The organism is Streptomyces sp. NPDC028331 (assembly GCF_055565775.1).
This window is the reverse complement of record NZ_JBVHTR010000004.1, coordinates 405,515-430,620: the sequence shown is the minus strand read 5'-3', so window position 1 is coordinate 430,620 and position 25,106 is coordinate 405,515. Positions and strand designations below refer to the sequence as shown.

Sequence of the window (25,106 nt, the reverse complement as noted above, 5' to 3'; positions counted from 1 at the left end):
CATCGGCTGAACTGGAAGCGCGCCTCGATGGCCGCGGCTCTCGGCTACCACGTCTCAGACCCCGACCGCGGGCCTCGCCTGTGCTTCCACCTCAAGCCCGGCAGTTATGACACCGCCGCTCTGATCGAGGTCCTTAAACAGCTCAAGGTGTTCTATCGCGGAGAGCGGGTGGTGCTGGTCTGGGACGGGCTGTCCGCCCACTGGAGCCGGACCATGCGGGCTTGGGCCGCCGAACAGGACTGGCTGACCCTTGAACGATTACCGGCTTACGCGCCTGAGCTCAACCCGGTGGAGCTGCTGTGGTCGTCGCTCAAGAAACGCGAGCTCGCCAACCTCGCCGGCGACCACCTCGCAGACGTCGCCGACGCCACCGAACAAGGCATTCGCCGCATCAACCAGAACGATCAACTCCCCTGGTCCTTCCTCACCCACACCGGACTCACCATCCAACCAACCCCACAGAACTAACGAAAAGATCAGTAGGGCGTGTTGCGAAAGTCCCGCCTGCCTCGCGACGCCATGCACGCACTCTCGCCGCACCGGGCGAAACCCCAAGTACATCCAGTACGAGGGCTTCCACCCGGCACGCCGAGAGCACGCACCTGACGCCGCGAGGCCCGGCCTCCGGCCGGACGACGGGACTTTCGCAACACGCCCTAGAGCCGGCCCCGGCCGGCGCGCGCTAACGCCGTGTGGGCGGCACCGCATGCGGTGCCGCCCACACGTGTGAGGGGGAAGACGGTGATGGGAGAGCGCGGGCCTCAGGCGCGCGGCGTCGGCTTGGGCGCGCCCTCCAGCGGCTTGTCCCAGGCGCCGAGCTGACGCATCAGCTCCAGGTCGTCCCGGACCGCCCAGTGCTCGACCACCTTGCCTTCCGCGATCCGGTAGAGGTGGATGTGCTGGACCCGGACCCGCTTGCCGGTCGCGGGGACCCCCATGAAGTCCTTGACCTGCCGGCCCGTGAAGATCACCCGCAGCGCCGCCTTGTCGCCCTTGGCGAACGAGTCCACGATCTCCCAGCGGGCGTCCTCCCAGACGCTGCGCATCCACCGGGCGGTGTTCGCGTACGCCTCCGGACCGCGCGGCGCCCCCTCGGGGGCCTCCCAGTCGATGAAGTCCTCGGCGACGAGCCGGTGCGCGGCCTCCTCGTCCCCGTCGTTGAAGATCAGCCCCATGTCCACGGCGATCTGGCGGACGTCCTCATCCGTCAGAACCTGCGTCGTCACGATCTGCTCCTCTCGTCTCGACAAAGCGATGTGCTGTTGTGCGGTTGTCGTGGTGGTTCGGTTTTCGTGGTGGTTCGCGTGCGATGGGTGGGTGCGGGGTGCCTGCGGCGGGCCGCTACTGCCCCATGGCGAGACCGCCCCCCACGGGAACGGCCGCCCCCGTGACGTACGAGGCGCCGTCGCTCGCCAGGAAGCGGACGACTTCGGCGACCTCCTCCGGGGTGCCGGTGCGGCGCAGCGGGGTCTGGCTGAGCAGTTGCTCCCGCCGCTTGTCCGTGACGTCCCGGATCATGTCGGTCTCGATGAGGCCGGGCGTGACCATGTTGACGGTGATGTTGCGCGACCCCAGCTCCCAGGCGAGCGAGCGGGTCAGCCCCAGCAACCCGGCCTTGGAGGCGGCGTAGTTGGTCTGGCCGGGCGAGCCGAGGAAGCCCATCACGGACGACACGAAGACGATCCGGCCCCGCCGGGCGCCGATCATCGACCGGGCGACCAGGCGAGCCATCCGGAACGCCCCCACCAGGTTGGTCTGCAGGACGTCGGCGAAGTCGTCGTCCCGCATCGCCGCCGCCAGTCCGTCCCGGGTGATGCCCGCGTTGGCGACGAGCACCTCGACGGGGCCGAACTGGGCCTCGACCTCGGCCACGGCGCGTTCGGCGGACTCGCGGTCGGTCACGTCGCAGCGCACTCCGAACAGCCCTTCGGGCGGTTCCTCGGTGCGGTGGGTGATGGCGACCTTGTCGCCGTCCGCGCTGAACGCGCGCGCCACGGCGAGCCCGATGCCCCGGTTCCCGCCGGTGATGAGAACGGTTCGTGACACAGTGGTCTCCTGTCGTTCGGACGCGTGGTGAGAAGGCGGCCCACGAAGCGGGCCGCCGGGTTCATACGACGCCGGAGGGCAGCTCCAGCAGCGGACGCAGCCGGGCCGCCGCCTCCTCGGCATCGGTGAAGTGGACGGCCTGCCAGCCGGCCGCCTCGGCGCCCGCGCAGTTGGCCTCCGTGTCGTCGATCAGGACACAGGACTCCGCGGGCACACCCGCGGCCTCGGCGGCGATCTCGAAGATGCGCCGTTCCGGTTTCCGGGTGCCGACCGCGAACGACAGCACCAACGCGTCGAACAGCCCCTCCGGGTCGATCATGCGGCGCCACTGCCGGTCCCAGGCCGGCGGCATGTTCGACAGCATGCCGACGAACACGCCCGCGTCGTGCAGCTCGCGCAGGAAGCGCAGCCATGCCTCGTTGGTCTGCCGCCCCCGGAACCACCGTTCGCCGAAGTCGGACAGGTCGACGTCCAGCCCCGTGTCGCGGGCGAGTTCGGCCGCCATGCGGCGGGCCCACTCCTCCTCGCTGATCAGCGGGGTGTCCAGCGGGGCCATGACATCACCGCCGAAGGGCCGGGCCACCTCGGCCATCGCCCGGCGGAACGCCGGGGCGGGCAGACCCTCGCGGGCGCAGAAGTCCTCCAGGTCACGGGCGATGGGCGGGGTCAGCACGCCCCCGAAGTCGCTCCACACCGCCCGTACGGCAGCACGCGTCGCGGTCATGACCGCTCCTCACCGGCCACCGGGGCGGGGCCGAAGACCAGCTCCGTCTCGGCCACCGTCGCCCCGTTCTGCCGGAAGCCGACGCGGAGTTCGCCCGGCGGCGTCGGCGCACCGGCGCCGGGCCCGGCCGTGTGGGCCGTGGCGGTGACCGGGCTGTCCAGCTCCACGAAACGCTTGAAGCGCGCCGTGCACGCGGCCACGGGCGCGGTCACGGGCACGCCCGCCACATGGGCCAGCTGCCGCGCCGCCTCCACCAGCACCATGGCCGGGATGTGGTCGTAGGAGTGGTCGAACAGGCTGCGGTTGTCCCACCGCGGCTCGACCGGCGCGGACACGGCGCCGCCCTCGCGCACCGGCTCGCCCAGCACGACGTTGAGCGGACTGCGGCGCCCCACGGCAGCGGGGTCGGCGGCCCGGCCCGCCACCGTGGTGTCCAGGTCCTCGGTGACCGGGGGAGTGGACCTGCGCTGCAGGAAACGCAGCTTGTGGTAGTCCTCGCCCACCGCGGTGCTGGTGTCGATGCCGACCCGCGCGGCCTGCCGCCCGGCCAGGCTCAGCGTCACCTCGAAGCGGACCCCCCGCAGCCGCCCGCCCCGGCCCTCGTCACGCGCGGCGCTCCCCGCGAGCACCAGCTCGCCCGGCCGGGAACCGGCCGCGAGGGCGTCCTGGTCCTCGACGCGGACCGAGAAGCCGTTGACGAGGAAGACGGTGTCCCGGGACACCCCGTAGTACAGGTGCCCGGCGGCGGTGCACGCCTGTCGGGCGGACTCCAGGAGCAGCAGGAAGTCGAACGCGGCCGGACGGCGCAGATGGTCGCTGAAGTAGCCGTGCGACAGCGGAAGCTGCGCCCCGGCCAGGAACCCGTCGCCGCCGTCGCGCCGCAGATCGGTGACGAACACCTCGCCCACCGAGGCGCGGTGCACCAGCCGGCGGTCGATGGTGCGCACGAACTCCGGCGCGGGGCCGGCCGCCGCGGGCGGCGGTGACGGATCCGGCGTCGCCACCGTCCCGGCGACTTCGGTGACTGTCGTCATGTCGGAACTCCTCGTGTTCGGTACCGACACGATGTTCCGGGCCGCGTATGAAAGGCGCGTAAAGAGGACATCGAATCCCCGCATGGGCACTGGCCGTGACCCGCGGAACCCCTGCTTTTAACCGGCTTTCATCGGCCCGTCACATGATTTCGCCGCACACGTGCCGTGAACCCGGGAAAGCAAAAGGGAGGGATGTCCGCCGATGGCCCAGGCAGGAATGAGGGAGCGGACCGAAGAACTGCTGCTGCTGCGGGAAAAGGTGCGAGGCGGGCCGGGCGAACGCGCGACCCAGGCGCAGCGCGCCCGCGGGAAGCTGACCGTGCACGAGCGGCTGGAAGCCCTGTTCGACAAGGGGACCTTCGTCGAGATCGAGGGACTGCGCAGGCACCGCGCCAGCGGCTTCGGGCTGGAGCTGCGCCGTCCGCACACCGACGGCGTCGTCACCGGCTGGGGCCGGGTGCACGGCCGTACGGTCTTCGCCTACGCCCATGACTTCCGCATCTTCGGCGGCTCGCTGGGGGAGTCCCACGCCGCGAAGATCCACAAGATCATGGACATGGCCGAGGCGGCGGGCGCTCCGCTGGTCAGCCTCAACGACGGTGCCGGCGCGCGCATCCAGGAAGGAGTCACCGCCCTGGCCGGCTACGGCGGCATCTTCCGCCGCAACGTCCGCGCCTCCGGAGTGATCCCGCAGATCAGCGTCATGCTCGGGCCCTGCGCGGGCGGGGCGACCTACTCGCCGGCGCTGACCGACTTCGTCTTCATGGTGCGCGGCATCTCCCAGATGTTCATCACCGGCCCCGACGTGGTGGAGACCGTCACCGGCGAGAAGGTCACCCACGAGGAACTGGGGGGCGCGGACGTGCACGCCGCCGTCTCCGGCGCCGCCCACTTCGTGTACGACGACGAGGAGACGTGCCTGGAGGACGTGCGCTTCCTGCTCTCGCTGCTGCCCTCCAACAACCGTGAGCTGCCGCCGCCCTCGTCGCCGGCACCGCCTGTGGACGTCCTCGACGAGGAGCTGCTCGACCTGGTGCCCGCCGACCCCAACCAGCCCTACGACATGCGGAAGGTCGTCGAACACCTCGTGGACGACGGGGAGCTGATGGAGGTGCACGAGCGGTGGGCGCCCAACCTGCTGTGCGCGCTCGCCCGCATCGACGGCCACACCGTCGGTATCCTCGCCAACCAGCCGCGGCACCTGGCCGGGGTGCTGGACGTGGACGCCTCGCAGAAGGGCGCCTCGTTCATCCAGATCTGCGACGCGTTCAACATCCCCCTGCTGACCCTGGTCGACGTGCCGGGCTTTCTGCCGGGCACCGCGCAGGAGCACGGCGGCATCATCCGGCACGGGGCGAAGCTGCTGTACGCCTACTGCGCGGCCACCGTGCCGCGGGTGCAGGTCATCCTGCGCAAGGCCTACGGCGGCGCGTACATCGTGATGGACTCGCGTTCCGTCGGCGCCGACCTGTCCTACGCCTGGCCCACCAACGAGATCGCCGTCATGGGCGCGGAGGGCGCGGTCAACGTCATCCACCGGCGGGAGGTGGCGGCCTCGGACGACCCCGAGACCACCCGCGGCATCCTGGCGCAGAAGTACCGCGAGGAACTGATGCACCCGTACTACGCGGCCGAACGCGGCCTCGTGGACGACGTGATCGACCCCCGGCGCACCCGGGCGGTGGTCGCCGAGGCGTTGCGGACCCTGCGCACCAAGCAGGAGCGGCTGGTGCCGCGCAAGCACGGCAACCCGCCGATGTGAGGAGGGCCGTCGTGACCGAGCACCCGGCGGAGCACACCGCCCCCGAGTTCCGGATCGTCCGCGGCCGGCCGACCCCTGAGGAGATCGCCGCGACCACCGCCGCCCTGTGCCTGCTGCTGCGCGGCGGCCCGCCGGACGACGCCGGGCCCGCCTCCGACACGCCCGGCTGGCTGCGTCCCCTCCCGCACCTCCCGGCCGGCGCCTGGCGCACCGTGGGCTGACCACGCGTGAAGGGCCCGCCCGGACTCCGGGCGGGCCCTTCATGGCTGCGGCTCAGCGGCGCACGGCCTCCACGACGGCACAGGTCCAGGTGAACCCCGCGCCGGCGTTCAGCAGCACCGCCAGCTCGCCGGCGCGCAGGGCCGCCCGGCGCAGCAGTTCGTGCAGCCCGGCCGCCAGGTCACCGGTCCCCAGATGACCGGTGTCCGTACCCCAGTCGACCGCAGGGGCGGGCAGCAGCTCGCTCAGGACCGGGATCCAGGCGGTGTCCAGCACCTTGGCGCCGAGCCGGGGCAGCACCGCCAGACGGATCCGCGGATCGTCCGGGTGTACCGCGGCGTCCCGCAGCGCCCGCCGTACGACGTGCCGGATCATGTCGCGGTTGATCTTGTGGAAGACGTCCGCCCCGTGGTCCTTCAGATACAGCCGCTTGGTGCGGCGCATGTCGACCACGGGGGAGTTGTCCCGGGGCAGCCGGGCGAACGGGTCGGTACCCCGGTGCATGCCCTCCAGCTGCGGCGCCGCGGCGCTGTGCAGCGAGCGCAGCACGAGCAGGTCGGAGGCGGCGGCGGGCTGCCGCAGCAGCACCGCCGTACCCGCGTCCCCGTACGCGGCGCCGTAGTCGCTGCGCCAGCGGTCGAACCCCGGCGGGACGAAACGGTCCGCCGTGGTGACCAGGGCGTGCCGTACGCCCGCCTCCAGGGACATCCGGGCCACGGCGAGCTCCAGCGCGGCGGCTCCCCCGTTGCAGATCTGCCGCACCCCGACCGGCAGGGCGCCGTGCGCACCCAACTGGTCGGCGATGTAGTGGGGCGGGGACCACAGGTCGTGGCCCTGGTAGTACATCCAGGAGTGGCACAGCAGGCCCAGGTCGCCGGCGACCGTGTCCGACCGGTGCAGCGCCTCGGACGCCGCACGCACGGCCATGTCGGGAGCCGACACGTCCTCGGCCACGGGCAGGTGACGGTGCCCCAGATCCCTCGCCACCCGCGCCTCCAGCCGGCCCTCGGCGACCGCGTCGGCGGCGACGTCGCGTCCGGGAGGAAGCCACAGCGCGACGGAGGCGATACCCACGGGTACGGGCGGTCTCATAGGTGAAGCCCCTTCAACTCGACAGCTGGACGCCACCGTCCCAGCACCGGGAATTCTCTGGAAGGGAAATCGACGACGCATAAAACCCGGGTCGAAATCGACGGCGCATAAAACCGGAATGAAATCCGGGTCGCGGTCGCCGTGCGCCCATCGGCAGGCGCTTCTCTCCGTGGCAGCATGCTGAGCGAGGGGCCGGAACCGAAGGGATGGAAGGAAATCCCGGAATCGGTCCCGGCCTGGCCTTTGCCCGCCATGCGCGTGCCGTATCGCATCCGTCCGCAGAGAAGCCGCGGAGATCCGCGGAGATCCGCGGAGATCAGCGGGGATCCGCGGAGAAGCCGCTAGGACCCACAGAGAAGGGAACAACCATGTCCGACCTGACGTCGTCGCTCTCCTCCGAACTGCGCACCCGGGTCCGGGAGATCGTCGCGGACGTCCTGGAGGTCCCGGTCGAGGACCTCGCCGAGGACAAGAGCTTCGAGGACCTCGGCGCCGACTCCCTGATGGCCATCGAGATCTTCTCCCGCTTCGAGCGGCAGCTCGGCGTCCGCATACCCCAGGAGGAGCTGGTCGACCTGGAGAACCTGACGGCGGCCTACGACCTGGTGGCCCGTCACCAGCCGTCCGCGGAGGCAGCGCGTGTCTGAGACGGCGCCGCGCCGCGTCGTCGTGACCGGACTCGGCGCGGTGAGCAGCCTGGGCATCGGCGCCCGGCCGTTCATCGACTCCCTGCGGGCCGCCCGCAGCGGCATCTCGCCGATCCGGTCCTTCGACGCCTCCGGCTTCGACCACACTCAGGCCGGTGAGGTCCACGACTTCGTTCCGGAGGACCACCTGGAGCGCCTCGACCCGCGACGCTGGGGCCGCAGCAGCCAGTTCGCCGCCGCGGCCGCCCGCCTCGCGGTACGGGACGCCGGATGGGACCCGGCCGAGCTGTCCGCCCACCGGGCGGGCAGCGCCATGGGCACCACCAACGGTGAGGCCCGCGTCTTCCAGGAGCTGACCGAACAGTGGCTTCAGCGCGGCCTCGCCGGGATGGACCCCGGCCTCGTCGCGCAGGCACCGGCCGACCGCATCGCGGCAGCCGTCAACACCGAGCTGCGGCTGCACGGCGAGGCCCAGACGTTCGGCACCGCCTGCGCGGCGAGCAACTACGCCCTCGGGTACGGCTTCGACCAGATCCGTGGCGGCGGTGCCGACGTGATGGTGGTGGGCGGCGCCGACGCGGTGAACCGCGCCACCCACGCCGGTTTCCACCGCCTGGGCGCCATCGCCCCCGACGCCTGCCGCCCGTTCGACGAGGCACGGGCCGGCATCCTCACCGGCGAGGGCGGGGTCGCGCTGGTCCTGGAGTCCTGGGACAGCGCACAGGCCCGAGGAGCCCGCGTCTACGCCGAGGTGCTGGGCTACGCCCTCACCTGCGACGCCCGGCATCCGACCCAGCCGGACCGCGACGGCATCGCCGAGTGCATCCGCCGCGCCCAGCACAACGCCGGCGTCAAGCCGGACGAGATCGACTACATCTGTGCGCACGGCACCGGGACGCGGGCCAACGACACCACCGAAGTGGCCGCGGTCCGGGAGGTGTTCGGCGACCGTGTCCCTCCCATGAGCTCCATCAAGTCGATGCTGGGGCACACCATGGGAGCGGCCAGCGGCTTCGGTGCCCTGGCCTGCTGTGCGGCCCTCCACGAGGGGTTCCTGCCGCCCACCGCGACGGTCCGGACACCGGATCCGGCACTGGGGCCCGGACTGGACTGCGTCGCAGGCGAGGCCCGGCAGGCGTGGCCCCGGACCGTGGAGAACCACGGCTTCGCCTTCGGCGGCAACAACGCCATCGTCATCCTGGGGAGGCCGCAGTGACGGACCGGGACCTGTCCACCGTCGTGACCATCACCGGCTACGGGGTGCTCAGCCCGGCCGGTGTCGGCCGCAAGGTGCTCAACGAGGCGCTGCGGACCGGGACGCTGCCGCCCCGGACCGCGGAGGCCGCCGAACCGGTCACCGAGCCGGCCGGCGAGCCGCTGCCGCCGCTGCGCCTGCTGCCCGTGCCGGAGTTCGATCCGCGCGAGTACCTGGGGCGCAAGGGACTGAGCAGCCTCAGCCGTACGGCCGTGCTGGGCATGACCGCCTGCGAACTGGCCCTGCGCAGCCTGGCGGAGCCGGTGCCCGAGGAGGAGCGGTCCACCACCGGGGTGGTCCTGGGCACCAGCACCGGCAGCGCCCGCGCGGTCAGCGAGTTCTTCCGCGACACCTACGAGCAGGAACGGCCGTACCTGGTGAGCCCGGCGCTCTTCCCGGGCATCCTGCTCAACCAGGCCGCGAGCCAGGTCGCGATGCGCCACGGGTTCACCGGCGTCAACGCCAGCCTGGCCGGCAGCCGGATCTCCGCCCTGTCGGCGCTGCGGTACGCGCGCAACGCCCTGCTCACCGGCCAGGCCACCCGCGTGCTGGCCGGCGCCATGGAGGAGGTGAGCCCGCAGACCGCCTGGGCCTGGCACCGGGCCGGAGCGCCCGACGGGCACCCGATCGGCGAGGGCGGCGCGGCGTTCGTCCTGGAACGCGGCAGCGGCGCCCACGGAGCGGCGGCGGAACTGCTGGCCTGCGAGACCGGGTTCGCCCCGCCCGAGGACGGTCCCGCAGCGGTGGCCGAGGCGCTGGCCCGCTGCGTGACCGGCGCCCTGGCGGCCGGCGGCGTCGCACCCGGCGAGGTGGAGGTCGTGTCGGCCGGCGCCACCGGACTGCGCGGCTGGCCGGCGGTCGAGGCGCGAGGCCGGGACCGCGCCCTGGACGGCTGCCGCCCCGTGGTGCTGCGGGCGCAGGACGTGCTGGGCGAGACCCACAGTGCCGGCGCCGCCCTTCAGCTGGCCGCTCTTCTCGGCTTCTGGGAGGAGGAGGCAGCGCCCGGCAGGGCCCGCTGGGGTCTGGTGACGTCGGCCGGTGCGGACGGCTCGGTGGCGGCGGCGCTGCTGCGGCGTCCGCCGACGGTCACCTGAGAAAGGGGCGGTGACCCGGCCGGCCGTACGGCCGCGGCGACGACCGTGGGCGTACGGCCGGCCTCCGCTGCCGGGGACGGCCGGTCGGGGAGCAGGGCCGCTGCCGCGGCCTTGTTGACGGCGTCGACCCGGGAGACCGCGCCGAGCTTGCGGTACACGTTGTGCAGGTGCCGCTTGACCGTGCCCTCGGTGACGCCGAGGGCCGCCGCTATCTGACGGTTGCTCATCGCCGAGGCCACGTAGGCGAGTATCTGGCGCTCCCGTAACGAGAAGCCGGCCGTCGGCCGGGACTCCGCCGGCGCCGCGGCGGTCAGGCACAGGCCGTCCAGGGGCGGCGGCGACGGGGTGGCGAGGGAGCGGCTCTGACGGACGGTGTCGATGAAGCGCAGCAGCTCGCCGCGGCCGACGTCCTTGTGCAGACAGGCGCCGGCCCCCGCCGCCAGCAGGTCCCGGGTCTCCCGGGGGCTGCGGCGGGCGGACAGGACCAGCACCTGGGTGGCGGGGGCCGCCCGCCTCAGGCTCCGTACCGCCTCGCGTCCCCGGCGACCGGTCATGCGCAGGTCAAGCAGAACCAGGTCGGGCCGGAGCACGCGCACTACCCGGACCGCCTCGGTGCAGGACGCCGCGTGCCCGACGACGGCGATCCCGTCCTGGGCGCTCAGCAGTTCACTGAGTGCGTCACGGACGAGGGTGTGGTCGTCCGCTATGACGATGCGTATTGCTGGCGATGTCATCCAAGAGCCCCTGATGATCACGGTCTGGCGTCGCGGGAGGGGCGAAAGTCCGCGCGGCAGCCGTGATCCGGCCGCACACCCTCCGTAAGTGGCCGCTCATCGTTCCCACGCTCCGTCGGCGTCCGTGACCGACCACCTGGCGCACCGGCCGGAGGGCTTCGCCTCCGCCCACCGCCGACGTACCCGACACCGTTGTCGGCGCACCGCGACGCACATGTCCGGTGGTCGCACCCACCCCGACCGCACGCGCGCCGCTGAGCGTGGAAGAACGTGAGGATGCAGCACTGTCCCGCCGGTCGTCAGGGCCCGACGTCCGCTCCACGCCGGGCAGATGGCGCTCGGGCAGACGTCCATGAGGCTCCTCAGAGGACAGGCCTGGTTCCGGGGACCGACTCTCATGACGGGACGTTCGGACGGTAGCAAACTGGCTGGCCTGTTTGTCAACGCTTGCCTACCGTAAGTGACGAGGTCTGCCCCGGAGCCCGGTCCCGCCGTCGCCGCAGACGGTGGCGACGGGCTCATCGGCTGCCCGTCAGGTGCGCGAAGACGACGACGCCGCCCTGACAGCCGGAGGCGCGTGAGTGGCCGCCGCCGCAGGTGATGACCCGCAGTTCGGGCCGCGCGGCGGCGCCGTACACCTTGTCGTCGCGGAAGTCCGTCGCCGTGTACACCTCGACGGCGTCCACGGTGAACACCGCGACGCGGCCGTCCCGCCGGTCGACCTCGATGTGCTGCCCTTCTGCGCCCCGAGGCCGATCCCCGGCTGCAAGGGGTGGCCGAGCGCAGGAGGAGACCCCCGGCCGTCCGGCCGGGGGTCTTGTCGTTCAGTCCCTCTTCTCCTCGTCGTTCTCCTCGTCCTCGTGCACGTGCTTCAGACGCGTCCGTGCGTCCACCCTGTCCTCGGGCGCCACCTCGTCCCAGAAGCGGTGGCAGGAGACGAACACCGCGAGTTCCCGCTCACGTCGGCGGAGCTTCTCCACCTCCGCCTGTTCGTCCTCGGACCAGCCCGGGGAGGCGGGCCGCTCCACCTTGCGCCAGCCGGTGTCGTCGCTGAATCCGTCCAGCGGTTCCACCGACCACGGCAGCCGCTTCAGCAGGGCCAGGAGCTCGGCCCGGACCTGATGCAACTCCTCCTGACCGGCCAGGAGGTCACTCGGAAAGTCATAGGTCGCAGCCACGAGGGCAATGCTACGCCTGTTCGATTTTCGAAGGCGACCCTCTCCTCCCCGTTCACTCGAACGGATGTCCGTCACGTAGATCACGGCCTGCTCTCAGGGATCACGGACCCGCTGCGGCGCGTCACGGACCGGGCTTCCGCGGGCGCGCGGCCGACGCAGGCGACCGACGACCCCTTCAGGCAACCTGCTCAGTTTCAACTGGACAGCCCAGCCTGTCGAATCTAGAGTGCAGACATGGATCAGGACCCTGAAGGCGTCTCCGAGTCCGCCGCCCGTGCGGCCCGTGACCTGCGGGTGGTGTTCAGCCGGCTGCGGCGCCGCATCCGTGAGGTCGCCGGGGACGACGACCTCACGCCCTCCCAGGTGTCCGCGCTGACCCTGGTGAGCAAGGGCGGCGCCGCCACCGCCAGCACCCTGGCGTCCGCCGAGGGCGTGCGCCCGCAGTCGATGGCGGCCACCCTCGCCGTCCTCGAACAGCACGGCCTGATCCGCCGCAGCCCCGACCCCGACGACGGCCGCCGCCAGTTGGTCACCCTCACCGAGGCCGGCCGGGAGCGCGTCGAGGGCGACCGGCAGGCCCGGCAGGAATGGCTCGCCCGTGCCCTGCAGGACCGCTACAGCGAGCAGGAGCGGCAGACCGTCCTCGCCGCGCTGTCCCTGCTGGAACGGCTGACCCGGCCCTGACGCCGCAACTCCTCTCGACGACGGCGGGATCCGTCCTGCTTCCGGTGGCCACCCTGCTCGACCGCTCCCGGTAGAAGACACCCTCACCCCTCACCCCCCGGAAAGGCCCCCATGGCTCTCACCACGCTCGACCCGCGCACCGCCCTCGTCGTGATCGACCTTCAGAACGGCATCGTCGGGATGCCCACCCGGCCCCACACCGGTCCGGAGGTGGTCTCCCGCACCGTCGAACTCGCGGACGCCTTCCGGGCCCGGGACCTCCCGGTGGTCCTGGTCCGGGTCTCCTTCGCCGCCGACGGCTCCGACGCCGTCCCCGGGCGCACCGAGCAGCAGCGCGGCGCCCGCTCCTTCCCCGAGGGCTGGGACCTCGTCGTCGACGAACTCTCCGGCCACCCCGGCGACCTCCTCGTCACCAAGCGCAACTGGGGCGCCTTCCACGGCACCGACCTCGACGTCCTGCTCCGCCGCCGCGGCGTCACCCAGATCGTGCTGACCGGCATCGCCACCAGCATCGGCGTCGAGTCCACCGCACGGGCGGCGTACGAGCACGGCTACCACGTCACGCTCGCCACCGACGCGATGGCCGACGCCGACCCCGAGGCGCACCGCAACAGCGTCGAGCGGATCTTCCCGCGCCTCGGCGAGTCCGGCACGACGGCCGAGATCCTGGAACTGCTGGCCAAGACCCACGCGGTCTGACGCGGCAGACGCAGAAACCCCCTCGCCCCGCGGGGCGAGGGGGCCACACTGGAGTCATGTGCCGCAGCATCAAGACGCTCCGCCCGCCCGCCCTGCCCGAAGAGGCCACCGAGGAGGAGATCCGCGCCGCCGCGCTCCAGTTCGTGCGCAAGGTCTCCGGGTTCCGCGCCCCGGCCGCCCACAACCGCGAGGTGTTCGAGCACGCGGTGGACGCGGTCGCCGCGGCGACCGCGGAACTGCTCGCCGGCCTCGAGGTGCGCGGCGGGCGGTCGCGGGAGGCTACTTCCGCGGTGCCGGGCGGCGCATGAGACAGGCCGCGCCCACGCCCCCTGCGAACAGGGCCGCGACCGAGACACCGGTCGCCAGCCAGCTCGCGCCGAGCCACTGGGCGCCCAGGTAGCCGAGGGCCACGCTGTAGACGGCCCAGGCGATGCCCGCCAGCGCCGACCAGGGCAGGAACTCACGGGCCCGGCGGTGGGCGGCGCCCGCGCCGAGCGAGACGAGCGAGCGGCCCGCGGGTGCGAACCGGGCGACGATCACCAGCCCGCCGCCGCCGCGCGCCAGTGCCGCACCGAGGCGTTCCTGCGCGGTCGTCAGCCGGCGGGACCGGGCGATGGCGCGGTCCAGGCGCTCACCACCCCGCCAGGCCAGGCCGTACGCCACCAGGTCGCCCAGCACCGAGGCCGTGGCCGCGCACAGCGTGAGCCCGACGATGTCCGGCACCCGGCCGACGGCGGAACCGGCGGCCGCCGCCGTCGCCGCCGTGATCACGAGTACGCCGCTGGGCAGCAACGGCAGGAAGACGTCCAGCAGGACCGACACGGCCACCGCGGGGTAGATCCAGGGGCCACCGGCCAGCGACCCCACACTCTCCATCACCGGAACTCCCCGTACGACTCCCCAGAGGCAACCACGTGCCGCGATGTCGCTGGGGAGCGGCAGGAGCGGCCTTTGACAGCCGTACAGAGTACGCGGCCGGAGTGACGGAGGGTACGGCGGGGGCTGCCGGGACGGTGGCCGCACCCGACGGGGCGTTCGCCGGGAACCGGACACGCCGACGGCGCCCGCAATCGGGCGCCGTCGTCCTCCCGGAGCTCGACGGGGAGCTCGCTACGAACTGGTTCAGGCCGCCACGGGCTCCGAGGACCGCTGCTTCTCGCCGGCCGCGGACCGGGCGGCGAGCAGGCGGTCCAGGCCGAGCGCTCCGGAGCCGGTGAAGACCAGCAGCAGGAAGGCCCAGCAGAAGAGCACCGGCAGCTCGCCGCCGTTCTCGATCGGCCACAGGGCGTTGGGCTGGTGCACGTCGAAGTACGCGTACGCCATCGAGCCGGACGCCATGAACGCTGCACCGCGGGTGCCGAGACCCACCAGGACCAGGGCGCCGGCGACGAGCTGGATCACCGCGGCGTACCAGAAGGGCCAGGCCCCGGTCGCGACGGTGCCGCCCTTGGTGCCCGCCGCGCCGCCGAGGACGCCGAACAGCGAGGCGGCGCCGTGGCAGGCGAAGAGCAGGCCGACGACGATGCGGAACAGCCCGATGGCGTAGGGCTGTGCCTGGTTGAGGCGTGTGGTCATGTGGGGGGCTCCTTCGGTCTGGTTCCGGTCCGCGAACGGGCCGGTCTGGGGACGTGAACCGAGTGAGCCCACACATTAGGCAGCCCTAACTAATACTTGCAAGTTCAACATCGGGTCGGATGGCCGGTCCTTTTCGCCTGCGGTCGCGATTGCGCAGCGCCGCGCACGGGTGCGCCGGAACCCTCGCGCGGGCGTCCGGTGATGCTTCGGCACAACTCAAATTGCCCAGCACGCAGAGAACTTGATGACGCATCAGATTGCGAGGCGGCGCTGTTGCGTCCGGACTCGGGTCGGGTAGTCCGTGGTGTGCGCGGAGGGCGACCGTCCGGCCGGAACGAGTCGGTCGGGCGTCCGGCCGCCGGCCGCCGGGAGCGGGACTCCGGCGCCCGCACCCCGATGCGTGTGCGGACGCGTACGATCCGGTCCGGCCTCTCGCGGGGCGCCGGTGGGGCGACTCCGACTCCGTCGTGAGCCGCCCCCTGCCGTGGAAGGGCCCAGTGGGCTCAGCAGCTCGCGAGGTGGTTCTGCAGCGCGCTCTTCTCGGCCGAGTCGACGGAGAGGTCGTAGTAGTACTTCACCTGCACCCAGGCACGGACATAGGTGCACACGTACGCCGACCGGGACGGCACCCAGGTGGCCGGGTCCTGGTCGCCCTTGGCCTGGTTGACGTTGTCGGTCACGGCGAGGAGCTGGGGGCGGGTGATGTCGTTGGCGAACGCCTGGCGCTGCGAGGTGGTCCACTTGCTCGCGCCGGAGTCCCAGGCCTCGGCCAGCGGGACGAGGTGGTCGATGTCGACGTCGGAGGCGGCGTACCAGGTGGCGCCGTCGTAGGGCGAGTACCAGCTACCGCTGGTGGCCGCGCAGGAGGAGTCGGTGACGACGTTGGAGCCGTCGCGCTTGAGGATGTACTCGCGGGTGTTGCAGGTGCCGCTGATGGTGATCCACGTGGGGAACAGGTCGCGGCTGTAGCCGGTGCGGTTCTCGGCGGCCACCGTGAGCGAGGCGAGGTAGCTGCGGGCGGTGGCGGCGCTGACCGGGGTGGGGAGGGCGGCGGAGGCGGTCGAGCTGTTGAAGAGTCCGACCGAGGCTATGAGTCCGGTAAGAGCGACGAGTATGCTGACGCGTCGACGCGCGTAGACCTTGGGCATGGCAACTTCCTTGTGGGGTGGGGATGTTGGGGCGTGAGCGAGTGAATGCTCGCGGGGGTGCGTTGCCTCCTGGTGTGTGTTCGGTAAGAAGTTAATGACGCGAACATGACACGACAAGGGGACGGGGGAGGCCGGTCGTGTGACCCGCGCCCTTTGGTGTGGGTCGTGCCGTCCCGTACGATGGGCGGCGCAGAAGGGGAGTAGCTCTTCGCCGGACCGTCGACACACTGCTCAGCTCGGCTGAGCCGGCGCCCGGAGGCGGACCTCGACGAGGGGTCGGCCAGCGAGACCTTCGGCAAGCAGTGCACGCCCGTGCCGTACGGCGGCGGGCGATCCGTGTGCTGCCGTGCCGAGGTGTCGCAGCGTTCACAGCACTCTCGGCGGGGCGGCCCCGACCGATTGAGGAACCTTGATCAGCATCACCGTCCTGGCGCTCGTCTTCGGCGTCATCTTCCTGGCCGAGCTGCCGGACAAGACGGCCCTGGCCGGACTCGTCCTCGGCACGCGCTACCGCGCCTCGTACGTCTTCACCGGTGTCGCCGCCGCCTTCACGCTGCACGTCGTGCTCGCCGTCGCGGCGGGCAGCGCGCTGACCCTGCTGCCGCAGCGGCTGGTGCACGCGCTCACGGGGGTGCTGTTCCTGGGCGGTGCGGCGATGCTGCTGCTGAAGAAGGGGGACGACGAGGAGGAGATCCGCAAGCCGGAGGACCAGTCCTTCTGGAAGGTGGCCGGCACCGGCTTCATGCTCATCCTGGTCGCGGAGTTCGGCGACCTGACCCAGATCATGACGGCGAACCTCGCGGCCCGCTACGACGACCCGCTGTCCGTGGGCCTCGGGGCGGTGCTGGGGCTGTGGGCCGTCGCGGGGCTCGGCATCGTGGGCGGCAAGGCGCTGATGAAGCGGGTGCCGCTGGGTCTGATCACGAAGATCGCGGCGCTGGTGATGCTGGCGCTCGGGGCGTGGAGCCTGTACGAGGCCGTGGCCCGGTGACGTCGCCGAGCCCGGCGGGTGTGGCCGGGCGGCGAACGGCCGGTGACGTCTTGGTGGGGGCGCTGGCGGGATCCCGGACAGTTTTGTACCGTGGAGGAACAAAGTGGCTCCCGCCTGCTTCCCCTGACCGGCGGGCGGGGCCGCCTTGTCCCTGCCGGGCGCACCCGTACGCCCCCGCCGCGTCTTGGAGCTGCCGATGACGGCCACCACCGTGCTCACCGCCCGCGCCCTCCTGCTGGACATGGACGGCACCCTCGTCAACTCGGACGCCGTCGTCGAGCGGATCTGGCGCCGCTGGGCCGACCGGCACGGGCTGGACGGCGACGAGGTGATGAAGGTGGTGCACGGGCGGCAGGGGCACGCGTCGATGGCGCTGCTGCTGCCCGGCCGGCCCGTGGAGCAGAACCTGGCGGACAACGCCCGCATGCTCGCCGAGGAGACCGCGGACATGGACGGGGTCGTGGCGGTCCCCGGGGCCCGGGCGTTCCTGGACTCGCTGCGCGGGCTGCCGCACGCGCTGGTGACCTCGGCCGACGTCGCCCTGTCGACCGCGCGGATGGCGGCGGCGGGTCTGGAGCTGCCGCCGGTGCGGATCACCGCCGAGTCGGTCGGCGCGAGCAAGCCCGACCCCGAGGGCTTCCTGAAGGGCGCCGCGGAACTGGGTCTCGACCCGGAGGACTGCGTGGTCTTCGAGGACTCGGGCGCGGGCATCGCGGCGGGTCGCGCCGCGGGGATGCGGGTGGTGGGCGTCGGTCCCAGGGCGGGACTGCACGGGCCGGACGCCCTGGTCCGGGACCTGACCGGGGTGCGGGTGGAGACGGCGGGGGACGGCTCGATCCGGCTCCGCCTGGCCTGACGGCCCCACCGGGGGATTGTGACGACAGCAGCCGTGCGGCGGTGGCCGTGGGCTACGGCTTCGTCGTCTCCGACTCCAGCCTCGTTCTCGTCGCCGTGCCGTACACCCCGGACTCGTCTCCCTTGATGCCCCGGCTGATCTGGTAGCTGCGGACCGCGTTCTCCACCTGGGCGTCGTAGGTGCCGTTCGCGGGGCCCAGGTACAGGCCCACTTGGCGCAGCCGGAGCTGCAGTTCCGTGACGTCCGGGCCCTGGTCGCCGGGGCGGAGGACCGAGGCGCCGCGGTGGGGCTGGGCGTTCGTGCCGGGGGACGCCGTGGCACTGGCCGGCGCGCTCGTCGGCGTGCCGCTGGGCGTCGGCGACGCGGACGGCGTGGGGGACGCGCTCGACGGGGAGGGCGACGGCGACGGGCTCGCGCTCGGCGACGGGCTCCTGCTCGGTGCGGGCGCCGCCACGGACGCCGTGGTCGCCGGGGCCGACGTGCCGTCCGGCGACGGCGACTCCGGCACGCTCGCCCGGATCTCCTGGGGCAGCGCGCCGTCCCGCTTCGGGGGCTCGTAGGAGAACAGCCCGCTCGCGAAGCCCGCCGCAGCCACGACCGTCGCCAGCGCACCGCCCGTGGCCAGCAGGGCGGCGCGCCGTCGGCGCCAGCTCCGCGGCTCGGCGTCCGGGGGAACGGAGGCGGCCTGTTCCTCGACGGAGGGCACGGCCGGCAGAAGCGCCGTCCCGTCCGGAACGGCACCCAACCGTGCCGTCGCCTCCGGGGTTCCCGGTACGGCGGCCGGCCGTGCCGTGGTGTCCGGGGTTCCCGGTACGGCGGTCAACCGTGCCGTCGCCTCCGGGTCTTCCGGTACGGCGGCCGGCCGTGTCATGGCGTCCGGGGTTCCCGGTACGGCGGTCAGCCGTGCCGTCGCGTCCGTCTCCTCCGGTGCAGCAGCGGCGTCCGGGCCTTCCGCCGCGGCACCCGGCCGCGTCGTCGCGTCCGCCGCTCCCGGTACGGCAGCGGCGTCCGGCCCTTCCGGCACGGTCCCCAGCCGTACCGTCTCGTCCCCCAGCTCCACATACGGCCTGATCCGCAGCGGATCGAAGTCCTCCGCCGCAGCCGCCTCCGCCGTGCGCGCCTCCTGGAGTGCCTCGGCCGCCCGTCGGGTGCACCCGCACGACGGCGTGCCGTCCCCGCGCCGCGGCGCCCCGCACTCCGGGCAGGCCTGTCCGTTCGGTCCGTTCACGCGTGGGTCCCCTCCCCGCCGAATTCCAGGAATTATGCAGATCTCCCTCACGGAATCTCCCGGCAGCCCCCGGAATTCCTCCTTCCCATCAGGACTCAACAGGCCATAACGGGTCACACCCACCACGATGAGAGTGCACGATGGACGACAGCGCACCGGAGGTCGTACGACCGTCCACGGGAGGCCTTCATGACGGATGACACCCAGGGCCGGGCGGCGGGAGAGGACACGCGGCCCACGGAGCCGGCCCTACCCGGCGCCGCCGCAGGCACCGGCACCGGCGGCTCCTCCGCCGCACGCCGCACGCCCGGCGGCGACAGCGTGCGCGGCGGCGTCCTCGTCTCCATCGGCGCACTGCTGCTCGGCATGCTTCTGGCCGCCCTCGACCAGACGATCGTCTCCACCGCGCTGCCCACCATCGTCAGCGACCTCGGCGGACTGGAGCACCTGTCCTGGGTGGTCACCGCCTATCTGCTCGCCTCCACCGCGGCCACCCCGCTGTGGGGCAAGCTCGGCGACCAGTACGGCCGCAAGAAGCTGTTCCAGGCCGCGATCGTGCTCTTCCTGATCGGCTCGGCCCTGTGCGGCATGGCGCGCAACATGCCCGAGCTGATCGGCTTCCGGGCCCTGCAGGGTCTCGGCGGCGGCGGGCTCATCGTGCTGTCGATGGCGATCGTCGGCGACATCGTCCCGCCCCGGGAGCGGGGCCGCTACCAGGGTCTTTTCGGCGCCGTCTTCGGAGCCACCAGCGTCCTCGGCCCGCTGCTCGGCGGTCTGTTCACCCAGCACCTGAGCTGGCGCTGGGTCTTCTACGTCAACCTGCCGGTCGGCGTGGTCGCCCTCGCCGTCATCGCCACGGCCCTGCGCATCCCACGGAAGGCCGAACGGCACGTCATCGACTATCTCGGCACCCTCCTCATCGCCTCCGTCGCCACCTGCCTGGTCCTCGTCGCCTCGCTCGGCGGCACCACCTGGGCCTGGGGCTCGCCGCAGATCGCCGGCCTGGCCGCCCTCGGCGCCGTGCTGCTCGTGGCGTTCCTCGCCGTCGAACGCCGCGCCGCCGAGCCCGTCCTGCCGCTGAAGCTGTTCCGCGTCCGCACCTTCACGCTCTCCGCCGTCATCAGCTTCATCGTCGGCTTCGCGATGTTCGGCGCGATGACGTACCTGCCGACGTTCCTGCAGATCGTCCACGGCATCAGCCCCACCCTGTCCGGTGTGCACATGCTGCCGATGGTGGCCGGCATGCTGCTGTCCTCCACCGCCTCCGGACAGATCGTCAGCCGCACCGGCCGCTGGAAGGTGTTCCCGATCGTGGGCACCGCCGTCACCACCATCGGCCTGCTCCTGCTGCACCGGCTCACCGAGAACAGCGGCACCGCCGAGATGAGCGGCTACTTCTTCGTCTTCGGCCTCGGTCTCGGCCTCGTCATGCAGGTGCTCGTGCTGATCGTGCAGAACGCCGTCGCCTACGAGGACCTGGGCGTCGCCACCTCCGGCGCCACCTTCTTCCGCTCCATCGGCGCCTCGTTCGGCGTGGCCGTCTTCGGCACGGTCTTCGCGAACCGCCTCGCCGACAAGCTCGTGGCCGCGCTCGCCGGGCATCCGCTCCCGCCGGGCGTCAGCCCGGGCGCCCTGAAGGCCGACCCGCGCGGCATCGCGGCCCTGCCGCCCGCCGTACGGCCCTCGGTCCTGCACGCGTTCGCCTCCTCCATCACCGACGTCTTCCTCTACGCGGCCCCGGTCGCCCTCCTCGGTTTCGTCCTGGCCTGGTTCCTGCGCGAGGACAGGCTGCGCGGCTCGGTCACGGCACCGGACGTCTCGGAGACCCTGGCGAGCAACCCGGTGCACCGTTCGTCGTACGAGGAGGCAGGCCGCGCACTGTCCCTGCTCGGCTCCCGGGAGGGACGCCGGCAGATCTACGAGAAGATCACCAGGCGGGCCGGGTACGACCTGCTGCCCGCGACGAGCTGGCTGCTGCTGCGGATCAGGAAGTACGGCTGGGCCGAGCCGGCGCTGCTCGCCGAGCGCAGCTCCGTCCCGCTGCACGTCATCCTCGCCGCGGCACGGCAGGTGGAGGAGCGGCGCCTCGCCGTGCGCCAGGGGATCGACCTGGTCCTGACCGAACAGGGCCGCGAGGTGGCCGACCGTCTCGCCGAGGCGCGTGAGGAGTCCCTGGCCGAACTGCTGGGCGACTGGTGGGGCCCCGACCGCCCGACCGACCTGATCAAGCTGGTCCAGGAACTGAACGCGGAGCTGTGCGGCTCGGACGCGGAACGCCCGCACGACGGGTCGCCGCCACCACGGCCGTACGGACGGGCCGTCTGAGGCGCGTTGCGACGGGGCGAACGTGGCCTGCCGCGTACCCGCGCTCAGGTCAGCCGCTTGGCGAACCAGTGCTCCGCGTAGTCGTTGTCGTTGTACGGGGCCGTCTCCTCGTAGCCGAGGCGGGCGTACAGGGTGCGGGCCTCCACCAGGTCGTTGCGGGTGTCGAGGACCATCCTCGCCGCGCCCAGCGCCCGGGCCGCGTCCTCCGCGGCGGTCACCAGGAGCGGGGCCCCGCCCTTGCCGCGTACGTCCGGGTGCACGAAGACCCGCTTGAGCTCGGCCGTCGCGGGATCCATCAGGCGTACGCCCGCGGTGCCGACGGGCTCGCCGTCATACCGGGCGACCAGCAGCCGGCCGCCGGGCGGCGCCAGGTAGTCGCCCGTGTCGGCGGCGATCTCGCGCTCCAGCTCGTCCGGGTCCGTGCGACGCCCCTCGTGCAGCAGGTACCAGCGGTCGCTGACCTCCGTGTAGTACGCCCGCCACAGCGCGGCGGCGACCGGGGAGTCGAAGGGTTCGGGGGCGATGGTCCAGCTCATGCCGAACATTCTCGGGAGGGGCCGACAGGGGCGCGCAAACGAATTACGCGGGCCCTCCGGTCTTCCGGCGGTGCCGGGACCCGGGGCTCGTTTGGGGGCCGCCGTCCGGGCAACCCGGGCGGGAGACGGCCCGCCGGGCCGTGAGACCTGAAGGCAACCCCGGAAGGCACCCATGTCCACAGGCTGGATCATCGCTCTGATCGTGATCGTGATCGTGGCGGCCGCCCTCGCGGGCGCGGCCGCGGTGTCCCCAAGGGCCAGGGGCGCGGTCGGCGGGCGGGGCCTGAAGCGCCGCTTCGGGCCCGAGTACGAGCGGACCGTGGCCCGGCACGACGGCGACACCAAGGCCGCGGAGCGCGAGCTGACCGAGCGGCTGAAGAGGTACGGCGCGTTGCACGAGCACCCGCTGGAGCCGGCCGAGCGCGAACGGTACGCGGCGCGCTGGGCGGCCGCGCAGGAGCGCTTCGTCGACTCCCCGGGTGAGGCGGTGGCCGAAGCGGACCGGCTGCTCGCCGAGCTGGCGGGCGTGCGGGGCTTCCCGGACGGCACGCGCTACGAGGAGCAGCTCGACGCGCTGTCCGTGCACCACGCCCACCACGTCCACGGCTACCGCCGGCTGCACCGGGCCGCACACACCCCGGACACCGGCATCTCCGCGGACGGCTCGGACACCGAGGAGATGCGCGAGGCCATGCTGGAGGCGCGTGCGCTCTTCGAGGACCTGGTGGCACCCCCGCGCCGGCAGTCGGCCGGCCCCACGGAGAAGACGCCCCGGCACGCCGCCGGCAGCACCGGGCAGTCCCGTCTGCCGTGGGCGTTCCACAGGCAGCATGTGAAGGGGAGTTGAGGGTGATGACGGAATGGACACCGGGCGGCGCCGCCGAACGCCCGGAAGCGACGGGGCGTCGGCCCGACACCGGAGAGCCCCGGTCGGCGGCGGAGTTCCGGCCCGAGTCGGGTGAGGGCCGGCCGGGCGCCGAGTTCCGGCCGGAGGCGGGGGAGTCCCCGGTGGCGGGCGAGTACCGGCCCGGGACGGGTGAGCCCCGGTCGGCGGCCGAGTTCCGGCCCGAGACCGCCGAGTCCCGGCCGGCCGCTGCGGGCCCCTCGCGGGAGGCCCGGCTGCTGCCGCGGGACGAGTGCGACAAGTTCGAGCTGCGGTTGCAGCACGCGGTCGGCAGGTTCGTCGACCGGCCCAAGGAGGCCGTGGAGGAGGCGGACCAGGTGGTCCAGGAGGTCGCCTCGCGCCTCGCCGAGGCCGTGACCTCCCGGCGCCGCACCCTGAAGGCGTCCTGGCAGGAGACGGGCGACGCGAGCCACCCGACGGCCGACACGGAACAGCTACGACTGGCGCTGCGGGACTACCGGGCTACGGCGGAGCGGCTGCTGAGCATGTGAGCGGCACCGGCGACCCGGCGAGCGGGGCCGGCCCGGACGACACACCGGGCCGGCCCCGCTTTGTGCGTCACCGTGTCGGTTCGCCGTGGGCGCCTGTCAGCCCGCTCCCGCGCGCCCCTCATGGCGCTCGCGCCACTCCCGGACGACCGCCTCCACGTCGTAGGGCTTCAGGCCCAGCGGAGGGCCCGGCGGCGGCTTGAACATCATGTCGCGGATCTTCGCGTTCAACTGTTCGATCAATCGCCGTGCCACCCGTTCCGACGGCGCCTGGGCGGCCGCCGTCAGCGTGTCCTCCGCCTCCTTGCGCAGGGCCAGCGTCGGCGGCAGGACCGAGATCCCCTCGCGGGCCATCTTGCGCTTGATCCACCACAGGTCGTCGTACGCCGTGTCACTGACCGCCTCAGACGGCTCGCCCGCACCGGGGAGGTTCGCGAACTCTCCTCGTGCCTGGGCGTCACGGATCTGTTTGTCGGCGAACGACTCGAAGCTGACGCCGGGCGGCTTGCGTTCGGTCATGGGTTCATTGTGCGCGAGGTCCCCCGGCGGGGCGATCGGGCGAATTATCATTCCGGCGCGGCACGCCAACGGGGCCGGACCGCAGCACACTTCAACCGCCGCACCCAGAAGGAGCGCACGTGCTCGAACTCACCATGGCCTCGGTCTCCGCGGCGGACGCCGGGGCGACGGCCGGCATGCAGATGGCCGACGCGCCCAGTGAGCCGGGCGCAGTGCTGCGGGTGGGCCGGGACAAGTCCGTGTGCCGGCTGGCGACCCCCGACGACTGGCTGTTCGTCTCCCGGGTCCACCTGGAGTTCCAGTACGCCGCGGACGGCGCCTGGCAGGTCACCTGGCTGCGCGGCTCCCAGCCCGACCCCTCCTCCGAGGTCCTGCTCACCCTCGCCGGACACCCCGCCCAGCCGCTGCCCTACGGCGGCACGGCCAGGCTCCCGCAGGGCGCCTCCGGTGAGCTGGTCATCCAGGACCGCACCGCCCCCCGCAGCGTCAACGTGGGCTTCTACCACGAGGCCTGACGGCCGCCACGGAGTCAGCCCACCACCCGGGCCAGCGCGAACCCGTCGTACCCCTTGCTGCCCACCGTCTGCACCGCTGTCGCGCTCAACCTCGGGTGCGAGCCCATCAGTTCGAGTGCGGCCCGGGTCCCCCGCACGCTCGGGTCCTCGCTGCCCGCGTCGGTGACCTGGCCGCCGCGCACCACGTTGTCGAGGACGATCAGGCTGCCGGGGCGGGTCAGCTTCAGCGCCCACTCGACGTAGTGCGGGTTGTTGACCTTGTCCGCGTCGATGAACACCAGGTCGAACGGCTCCGGCTGCTCCTCGGCCAGCTTGGGCAGCGACTCCAGCGCCGGGCCCACGCGCACCTCCGTGATCCCGTCCAGGCCCGCCCGTTCCAGATTGCGGCGGGCGACCTGGGCGTGCCTGGCCTCGTACTCCAGGGTGATCAGCCGGCCGTCGGCGGGCAGGGCGCGGCCCAGCCAGATCGTGCTGTACCCGCCGAGCGTGCCGATCTCGAGGATGCGGCGCGCCCCCTGGATCCGGGCCAGCAGGTGGAGCAGCTTGCCCTGGTTCGGCGCCACGTTGATGTGCGGCAGGCCCGCCGCGTCGCTGTCCCGCAGGGCCGCGGTGAGCGCCTCGTCCTCGGGGGCGAGCAGGTCCGTGAAGTAGGCGTCGACGTCGTCCCAGAGCTGTTGCGCTGTGGTCATGCACCATGCCTTTCATCCGGCTGGTTAGATGGCCTAACTAGGCTCGCTAACGAATATAGCCAGAGGAGGGTGCCGTGTCAGCGGATTTCCCCCGGTCGGGTGACGGGCCACCCGGTGGAGCGGTGTCACCGACCGGCTGAGCGCGCCTGGACGCCCGGCGGCTC

Annotated in this window: 28 protein-coding genes and 2 pseudogenes; 15 read left to right on the top strand and 15 right to left on the bottom strand. The window is 72.6% G+C overall.

Going from position 1 to position 25,106, the window contains the following annotated elements:
* Positions 1 to 468, top strand: a 468-nt coding sequence (locus tag ACZ4SW_RS08000) for a transposase (RefSeq protein WP_468239395.1), incomplete at its 5' end; no start/stop codon positions are given.
* A 293-nt stretch (positions 469 to 761) separates the two neighbouring features.
* Here ACZ4SW_RS08000 and ACZ4SW_RS07995 read toward each other — a convergent pair.
* The 4 genes from ACZ4SW_RS07995 to ACZ4SW_RS07980 form a co-directional block, all read right to left on the bottom strand.
* On the bottom strand, positions 762 to 1,226 hold the full coding sequence (locus ACZ4SW_RS07995; protein ID WP_468239392.1) for an ester cyclase: 465 nt from the start codon (positions 1,224 to 1,226) through the stop codon (positions 762 to 764).
* 115 nt (positions 1,227 to 1,341) lie between these two features.
* Positions 1,342 to 2,046: a 3-oxoacyl-ACP reductase FabG gene (fabG, locus tag ACZ4SW_RS07990; RefSeq protein WP_468239390.1), complete on the bottom strand. Its 705-nt coding sequence runs from the start codon at positions 2,044 to 2,046 to the stop codon at positions 1,342 to 1,344.
* Positions 2,047 to 2,107: 61 nt separating this feature from the next.
* Positions 2,108 to 2,770: an HAD family hydrolase gene (locus ACZ4SW_RS07985; protein ID WP_468239387.1), complete on the bottom strand. Its 663-nt coding sequence runs from the start codon at positions 2,768 to 2,770 to the stop codon at positions 2,108 to 2,110.
* Complete coding sequence (locus ACZ4SW_RS07980) at positions 2,767 to 3,804, bottom strand: ScbA/BarX family gamma-butyrolactone biosynthesis protein (protein ID WP_468239384.1); 1,038 nt, start codon at positions 3,802 to 3,804, stop codon at positions 2,767 to 2,769. Before ACZ4SW_RS07980 ends, ACZ4SW_RS07985 begins: the two co-directional genes overlap by 4 nt.
* Positions 3,805 to 4,006: 202 nt before the next feature.
* On the opposite strand from ACZ4SW_RS07980, the gene ACZ4SW_RS07975 reads away from it, so the two are divergent.
* Together ACZ4SW_RS07975 and ACZ4SW_RS07970 are read left to right on the top strand one after the other, a co-directional pair.
* Entirely contained in the window at positions 4,007 to 5,566 is a 1,560-nt protein-coding gene (locus tag ACZ4SW_RS07975) for an acyl-CoA carboxylase subunit beta (protein ID WP_468239381.1), read from the top strand.
* A gap of 11 nt (positions 5,567 to 5,577) precedes the next feature.
* On the top strand, positions 5,578 to 5,787 hold the full coding sequence (locus ACZ4SW_RS07970) for an acyl-CoA carboxylase subunit epsilon (RefSeq protein ID WP_468239378.1): 210 nt from the start codon (positions 5,578 to 5,580) through the stop codon (positions 5,785 to 5,787).
* 52 nt (positions 5,788 to 5,839) lie between these two features.
* Here ACZ4SW_RS07970 and ACZ4SW_RS07965 read toward each other — a convergent pair whose 3' ends face one another.
* Positions 5,840 to 6,877, bottom strand: coding sequence for a ketoacyl-ACP synthase III family protein (locus ACZ4SW_RS07965; RefSeq protein ID WP_468239375.1), 1,038 nt, complete (start codon positions 6,875 to 6,877; stop codon positions 5,840 to 5,842).
* Between the two features lie 368 nt (positions 6,878 to 7,245).
* On the opposite strand from ACZ4SW_RS07965, the gene ACZ4SW_RS07960 reads away from it, so the two are divergent.
* The 3 genes and pseudogenes from ACZ4SW_RS07960 to ACZ4SW_RS07950 form a co-directional block, all read left to right on the top strand.
* Positions 7,246 to 7,524 (top strand): acyl carrier protein, encoded by a 279-nt coding sequence (locus tag ACZ4SW_RS07960; protein ID WP_468239372.1) that lies wholly within the window; start codon positions 7,246 to 7,248, stop codon positions 7,522 to 7,524.
* Positions 7,517 to 8,740 carry a beta-ketoacyl-[acyl-carrier-protein] synthase family protein gene (locus ACZ4SW_RS07955; RefSeq protein ID WP_468239369.1) on the top strand — a complete coding sequence of 408 codons (1,224 nt, stop codon included), beginning with the start codon at positions 7,517 to 7,519 and terminating at the stop codon, positions 8,738 to 8,740. The genes ACZ4SW_RS07960 and ACZ4SW_RS07955 overlap by 8 nt, the downstream gene beginning before the upstream one ends.
* Positions 8,662 to 9,426, top strand: a pseudogene (locus ACZ4SW_RS07950) (beta-ketoacyl synthase N-terminal-like domain-containing protein); the annotation flags it as partial. The gene ACZ4SW_RS07955 and the pseudogene ACZ4SW_RS07950, both read left to right, overlap by 79 nt.
* 311 nt (positions 9,427 to 9,737) lie before the next feature.
* On the opposite strand, the gene ACZ4SW_RS07945 reads toward ACZ4SW_RS07950, so the two are convergent.
* From ACZ4SW_RS07945 to ACZ4SW_RS07935, 3 genes and pseudogenes are all read right to left on the bottom strand, one after another.
* Positions 9,738 to 10,607, bottom strand: a complete 870-nt coding sequence (locus ACZ4SW_RS07945) for a response regulator (protein ID WP_468239366.1) — start codon at positions 10,605 to 10,607, stop codon at positions 9,738 to 9,740.
* Between the two features lie 518 nt (positions 10,608 to 11,125).
* Positions 11,126 to 11,347: pseudogene (locus tag ACZ4SW_RS07940) on the bottom strand (sortase domain-containing protein); the annotation flags it as partial.
* 84 nt (positions 11,348 to 11,431) lie between these two features.
* Entirely contained in the window at positions 11,432 to 11,785 is a 354-nt protein-coding gene (locus ACZ4SW_RS07935) for a hypothetical protein (RefSeq protein WP_468239364.1), read from the bottom strand.
* Positions 11,786 to 12,019: 234 nt separating this feature from the next.
* On the opposite strand from ACZ4SW_RS07935, the gene ACZ4SW_RS07930 reads away from it, so the two are divergent.
* From ACZ4SW_RS07930 to ACZ4SW_RS07920, 3 genes are all read left to right on the top strand, one after another.
* Positions 12,020 to 12,469, top strand: coding sequence for a MarR family winged helix-turn-helix transcriptional regulator (locus tag ACZ4SW_RS07930; protein ID WP_468239362.1), 450 nt, complete (start codon positions 12,020 to 12,022; stop codon positions 12,467 to 12,469).
* 111 nt (positions 12,470 to 12,580) lie between these two features.
* Positions 12,581 to 13,168 (top strand): hydrolase, encoded by a 588-nt coding sequence (locus ACZ4SW_RS07925; RefSeq protein ID WP_468239359.1) that lies wholly within the window; start codon positions 12,581 to 12,583, stop codon positions 13,166 to 13,168.
* Positions 13,169 to 13,224: 56 nt separating this feature from the next.
* Positions 13,225 to 13,476: a DUF2277 domain-containing protein gene (locus ACZ4SW_RS07920; protein ID WP_468239357.1), complete on the top strand. Its 252-nt coding sequence runs from the start codon at positions 13,225 to 13,227 to the stop codon at positions 13,474 to 13,476.
* Here the strand turns inward: ACZ4SW_RS07920 and ACZ4SW_RS07915 are convergent.
* The 3 genes from ACZ4SW_RS07915 to ACZ4SW_RS07905 all read right to left on the bottom strand — a co-directional run bounded on the left by ACZ4SW_RS07915 (position 13,448) and on the right by ACZ4SW_RS07905 (position 15,891).
* On the bottom strand, positions 13,448 to 14,047 hold the full coding sequence (locus tag ACZ4SW_RS07915; protein WP_468239354.1) for a DedA family protein: 600 nt from the start codon (positions 14,045 to 14,047) through the stop codon (positions 13,448 to 13,450). The two genes, ACZ4SW_RS07920 and ACZ4SW_RS07915, sit on opposite strands and share 29 nt — an antisense overlap.
* A 243-nt stretch (positions 14,048 to 14,290) precedes the next feature.
* Complete coding sequence (locus tag ACZ4SW_RS07910; protein WP_468239351.1) at positions 14,291 to 14,743, bottom strand: DoxX family protein; 453 nt, start codon at positions 14,741 to 14,743, stop codon at positions 14,291 to 14,293.
* A gap of 503 nt (positions 14,744 to 15,246) precedes the next feature.
* Positions 15,247 to 15,891: an HNH endonuclease family protein gene (locus tag ACZ4SW_RS07905; protein ID WP_468239348.1), complete on the bottom strand. Its 645-nt coding sequence runs from the start codon at positions 15,889 to 15,891 to the stop codon at positions 15,247 to 15,249.
* 409 nt (positions 15,892 to 16,300) lie between these two features.
* Between ACZ4SW_RS07905 and ACZ4SW_RS07900 the strand changes: the two genes are divergently transcribed.
* Both ACZ4SW_RS07900 and ACZ4SW_RS07895 read left to right on the top strand, forming a co-directional pair.
* Positions 16,301 to 16,882 (top strand): TMEM165/GDT1 family protein, encoded by a 582-nt coding sequence (locus tag ACZ4SW_RS07900; protein WP_468239345.1) that lies wholly within the window; start codon positions 16,301 to 16,303, stop codon positions 16,880 to 16,882.
* A gap of 196 nt (positions 16,883 to 17,078) precedes the next feature.
* Positions 17,079 to 17,738 carry an HAD-IA family hydrolase gene (locus ACZ4SW_RS07895; protein ID WP_468239342.1) on the top strand — a complete coding sequence of 220 codons (660 nt, stop codon included), beginning with the start codon at positions 17,079 to 17,081 and terminating at the stop codon, positions 17,736 to 17,738.
* Between the two features lie 52 nt (positions 17,739 to 17,790).
* Here ACZ4SW_RS07895 and ACZ4SW_RS07890 read toward each other — a convergent pair whose 3' ends face one another.
* Positions 17,791 to 18,966, bottom strand: coding sequence for a peptidoglycan-binding domain-containing protein (locus tag ACZ4SW_RS07890; RefSeq protein WP_468239339.1), 1,176 nt, complete (start codon positions 18,964 to 18,966; stop codon positions 17,791 to 17,793).
* Between the two features lie 189 nt (positions 18,967 to 19,155).
* Here ACZ4SW_RS07890 and ACZ4SW_RS07885 point away from each other — a divergent pair, with 189 nt between their 5' ends.
* Complete coding sequence (locus tag ACZ4SW_RS07885) at positions 19,156 to 21,291, top strand: MDR family MFS transporter (protein WP_468239336.1); 2,136 nt, start codon at positions 19,156 to 19,158, stop codon at positions 21,289 to 21,291.
* Between the two features lie 44 nt (positions 21,292 to 21,335).
* Here ACZ4SW_RS07885 and ACZ4SW_RS07880 read toward each other — a convergent pair whose 3' ends face one another.
* Positions 21,336 to 21,827, bottom strand: coding sequence for a GNAT family N-acetyltransferase (locus ACZ4SW_RS07880; RefSeq protein ID WP_468239334.1), 492 nt, complete (start codon positions 21,825 to 21,827; stop codon positions 21,336 to 21,338).
* A gap of 172 nt (positions 21,828 to 21,999) precedes the next feature.
* Between ACZ4SW_RS07880 and ACZ4SW_RS07875 the strand changes: the two genes are divergently transcribed.
* Together ACZ4SW_RS07875 and ACZ4SW_RS07870 are read left to right on the top strand one after the other, a co-directional pair.
* A complete protein-coding gene (locus ACZ4SW_RS07875; protein WP_468239331.1) occupies positions 22,000 to 22,674 on the top strand; it encodes a hypothetical protein in 675 nt (224 codons plus the stop codon).
* 5 nt (positions 22,675 to 22,679) lie between these two features.
* A complete protein-coding gene (locus tag ACZ4SW_RS07870) occupies positions 22,680 to 23,222 on the top strand; it encodes a hypothetical protein (protein WP_468239328.1) in 543 nt (180 codons plus the stop codon).
* Positions 23,223 to 23,318: 96 nt separating this feature from the next.
* Here the strand turns inward: ACZ4SW_RS07870 and ACZ4SW_RS07865 are convergent, their stop codons facing one another.
* Entirely contained in the window at positions 23,319 to 23,738 is a 420-nt protein-coding gene (locus tag ACZ4SW_RS07865) for a DnaJ family domain-containing protein (RefSeq protein ID WP_468239325.1), read from the bottom strand.
* Between the two features lie 119 nt (positions 23,739 to 23,857).
* Here ACZ4SW_RS07865 and ACZ4SW_RS07860 point away from each other — a divergent pair, with 119 nt between their 5' ends.
* Positions 23,858 to 24,253, top strand: coding sequence for an FHA domain-containing protein (locus ACZ4SW_RS07860; protein WP_468239322.1), 396 nt, complete (start codon positions 23,858 to 23,860; stop codon positions 24,251 to 24,253).
* Positions 24,254 to 24,267: 14 nt separating this feature from the next.
* Here ACZ4SW_RS07860 and ACZ4SW_RS07855 read toward each other — a convergent pair whose 3' ends face one another.
* Positions 24,268 to 24,942: an O-methyltransferase gene (locus tag ACZ4SW_RS07855; RefSeq protein WP_468239321.1), complete on the bottom strand. Its 675-nt coding sequence runs from the start codon at positions 24,940 to 24,942 to the stop codon at positions 24,268 to 24,270.
* Between the last annotated feature and the right edge of the window lie 164 nt (positions 24,943 to 25,106).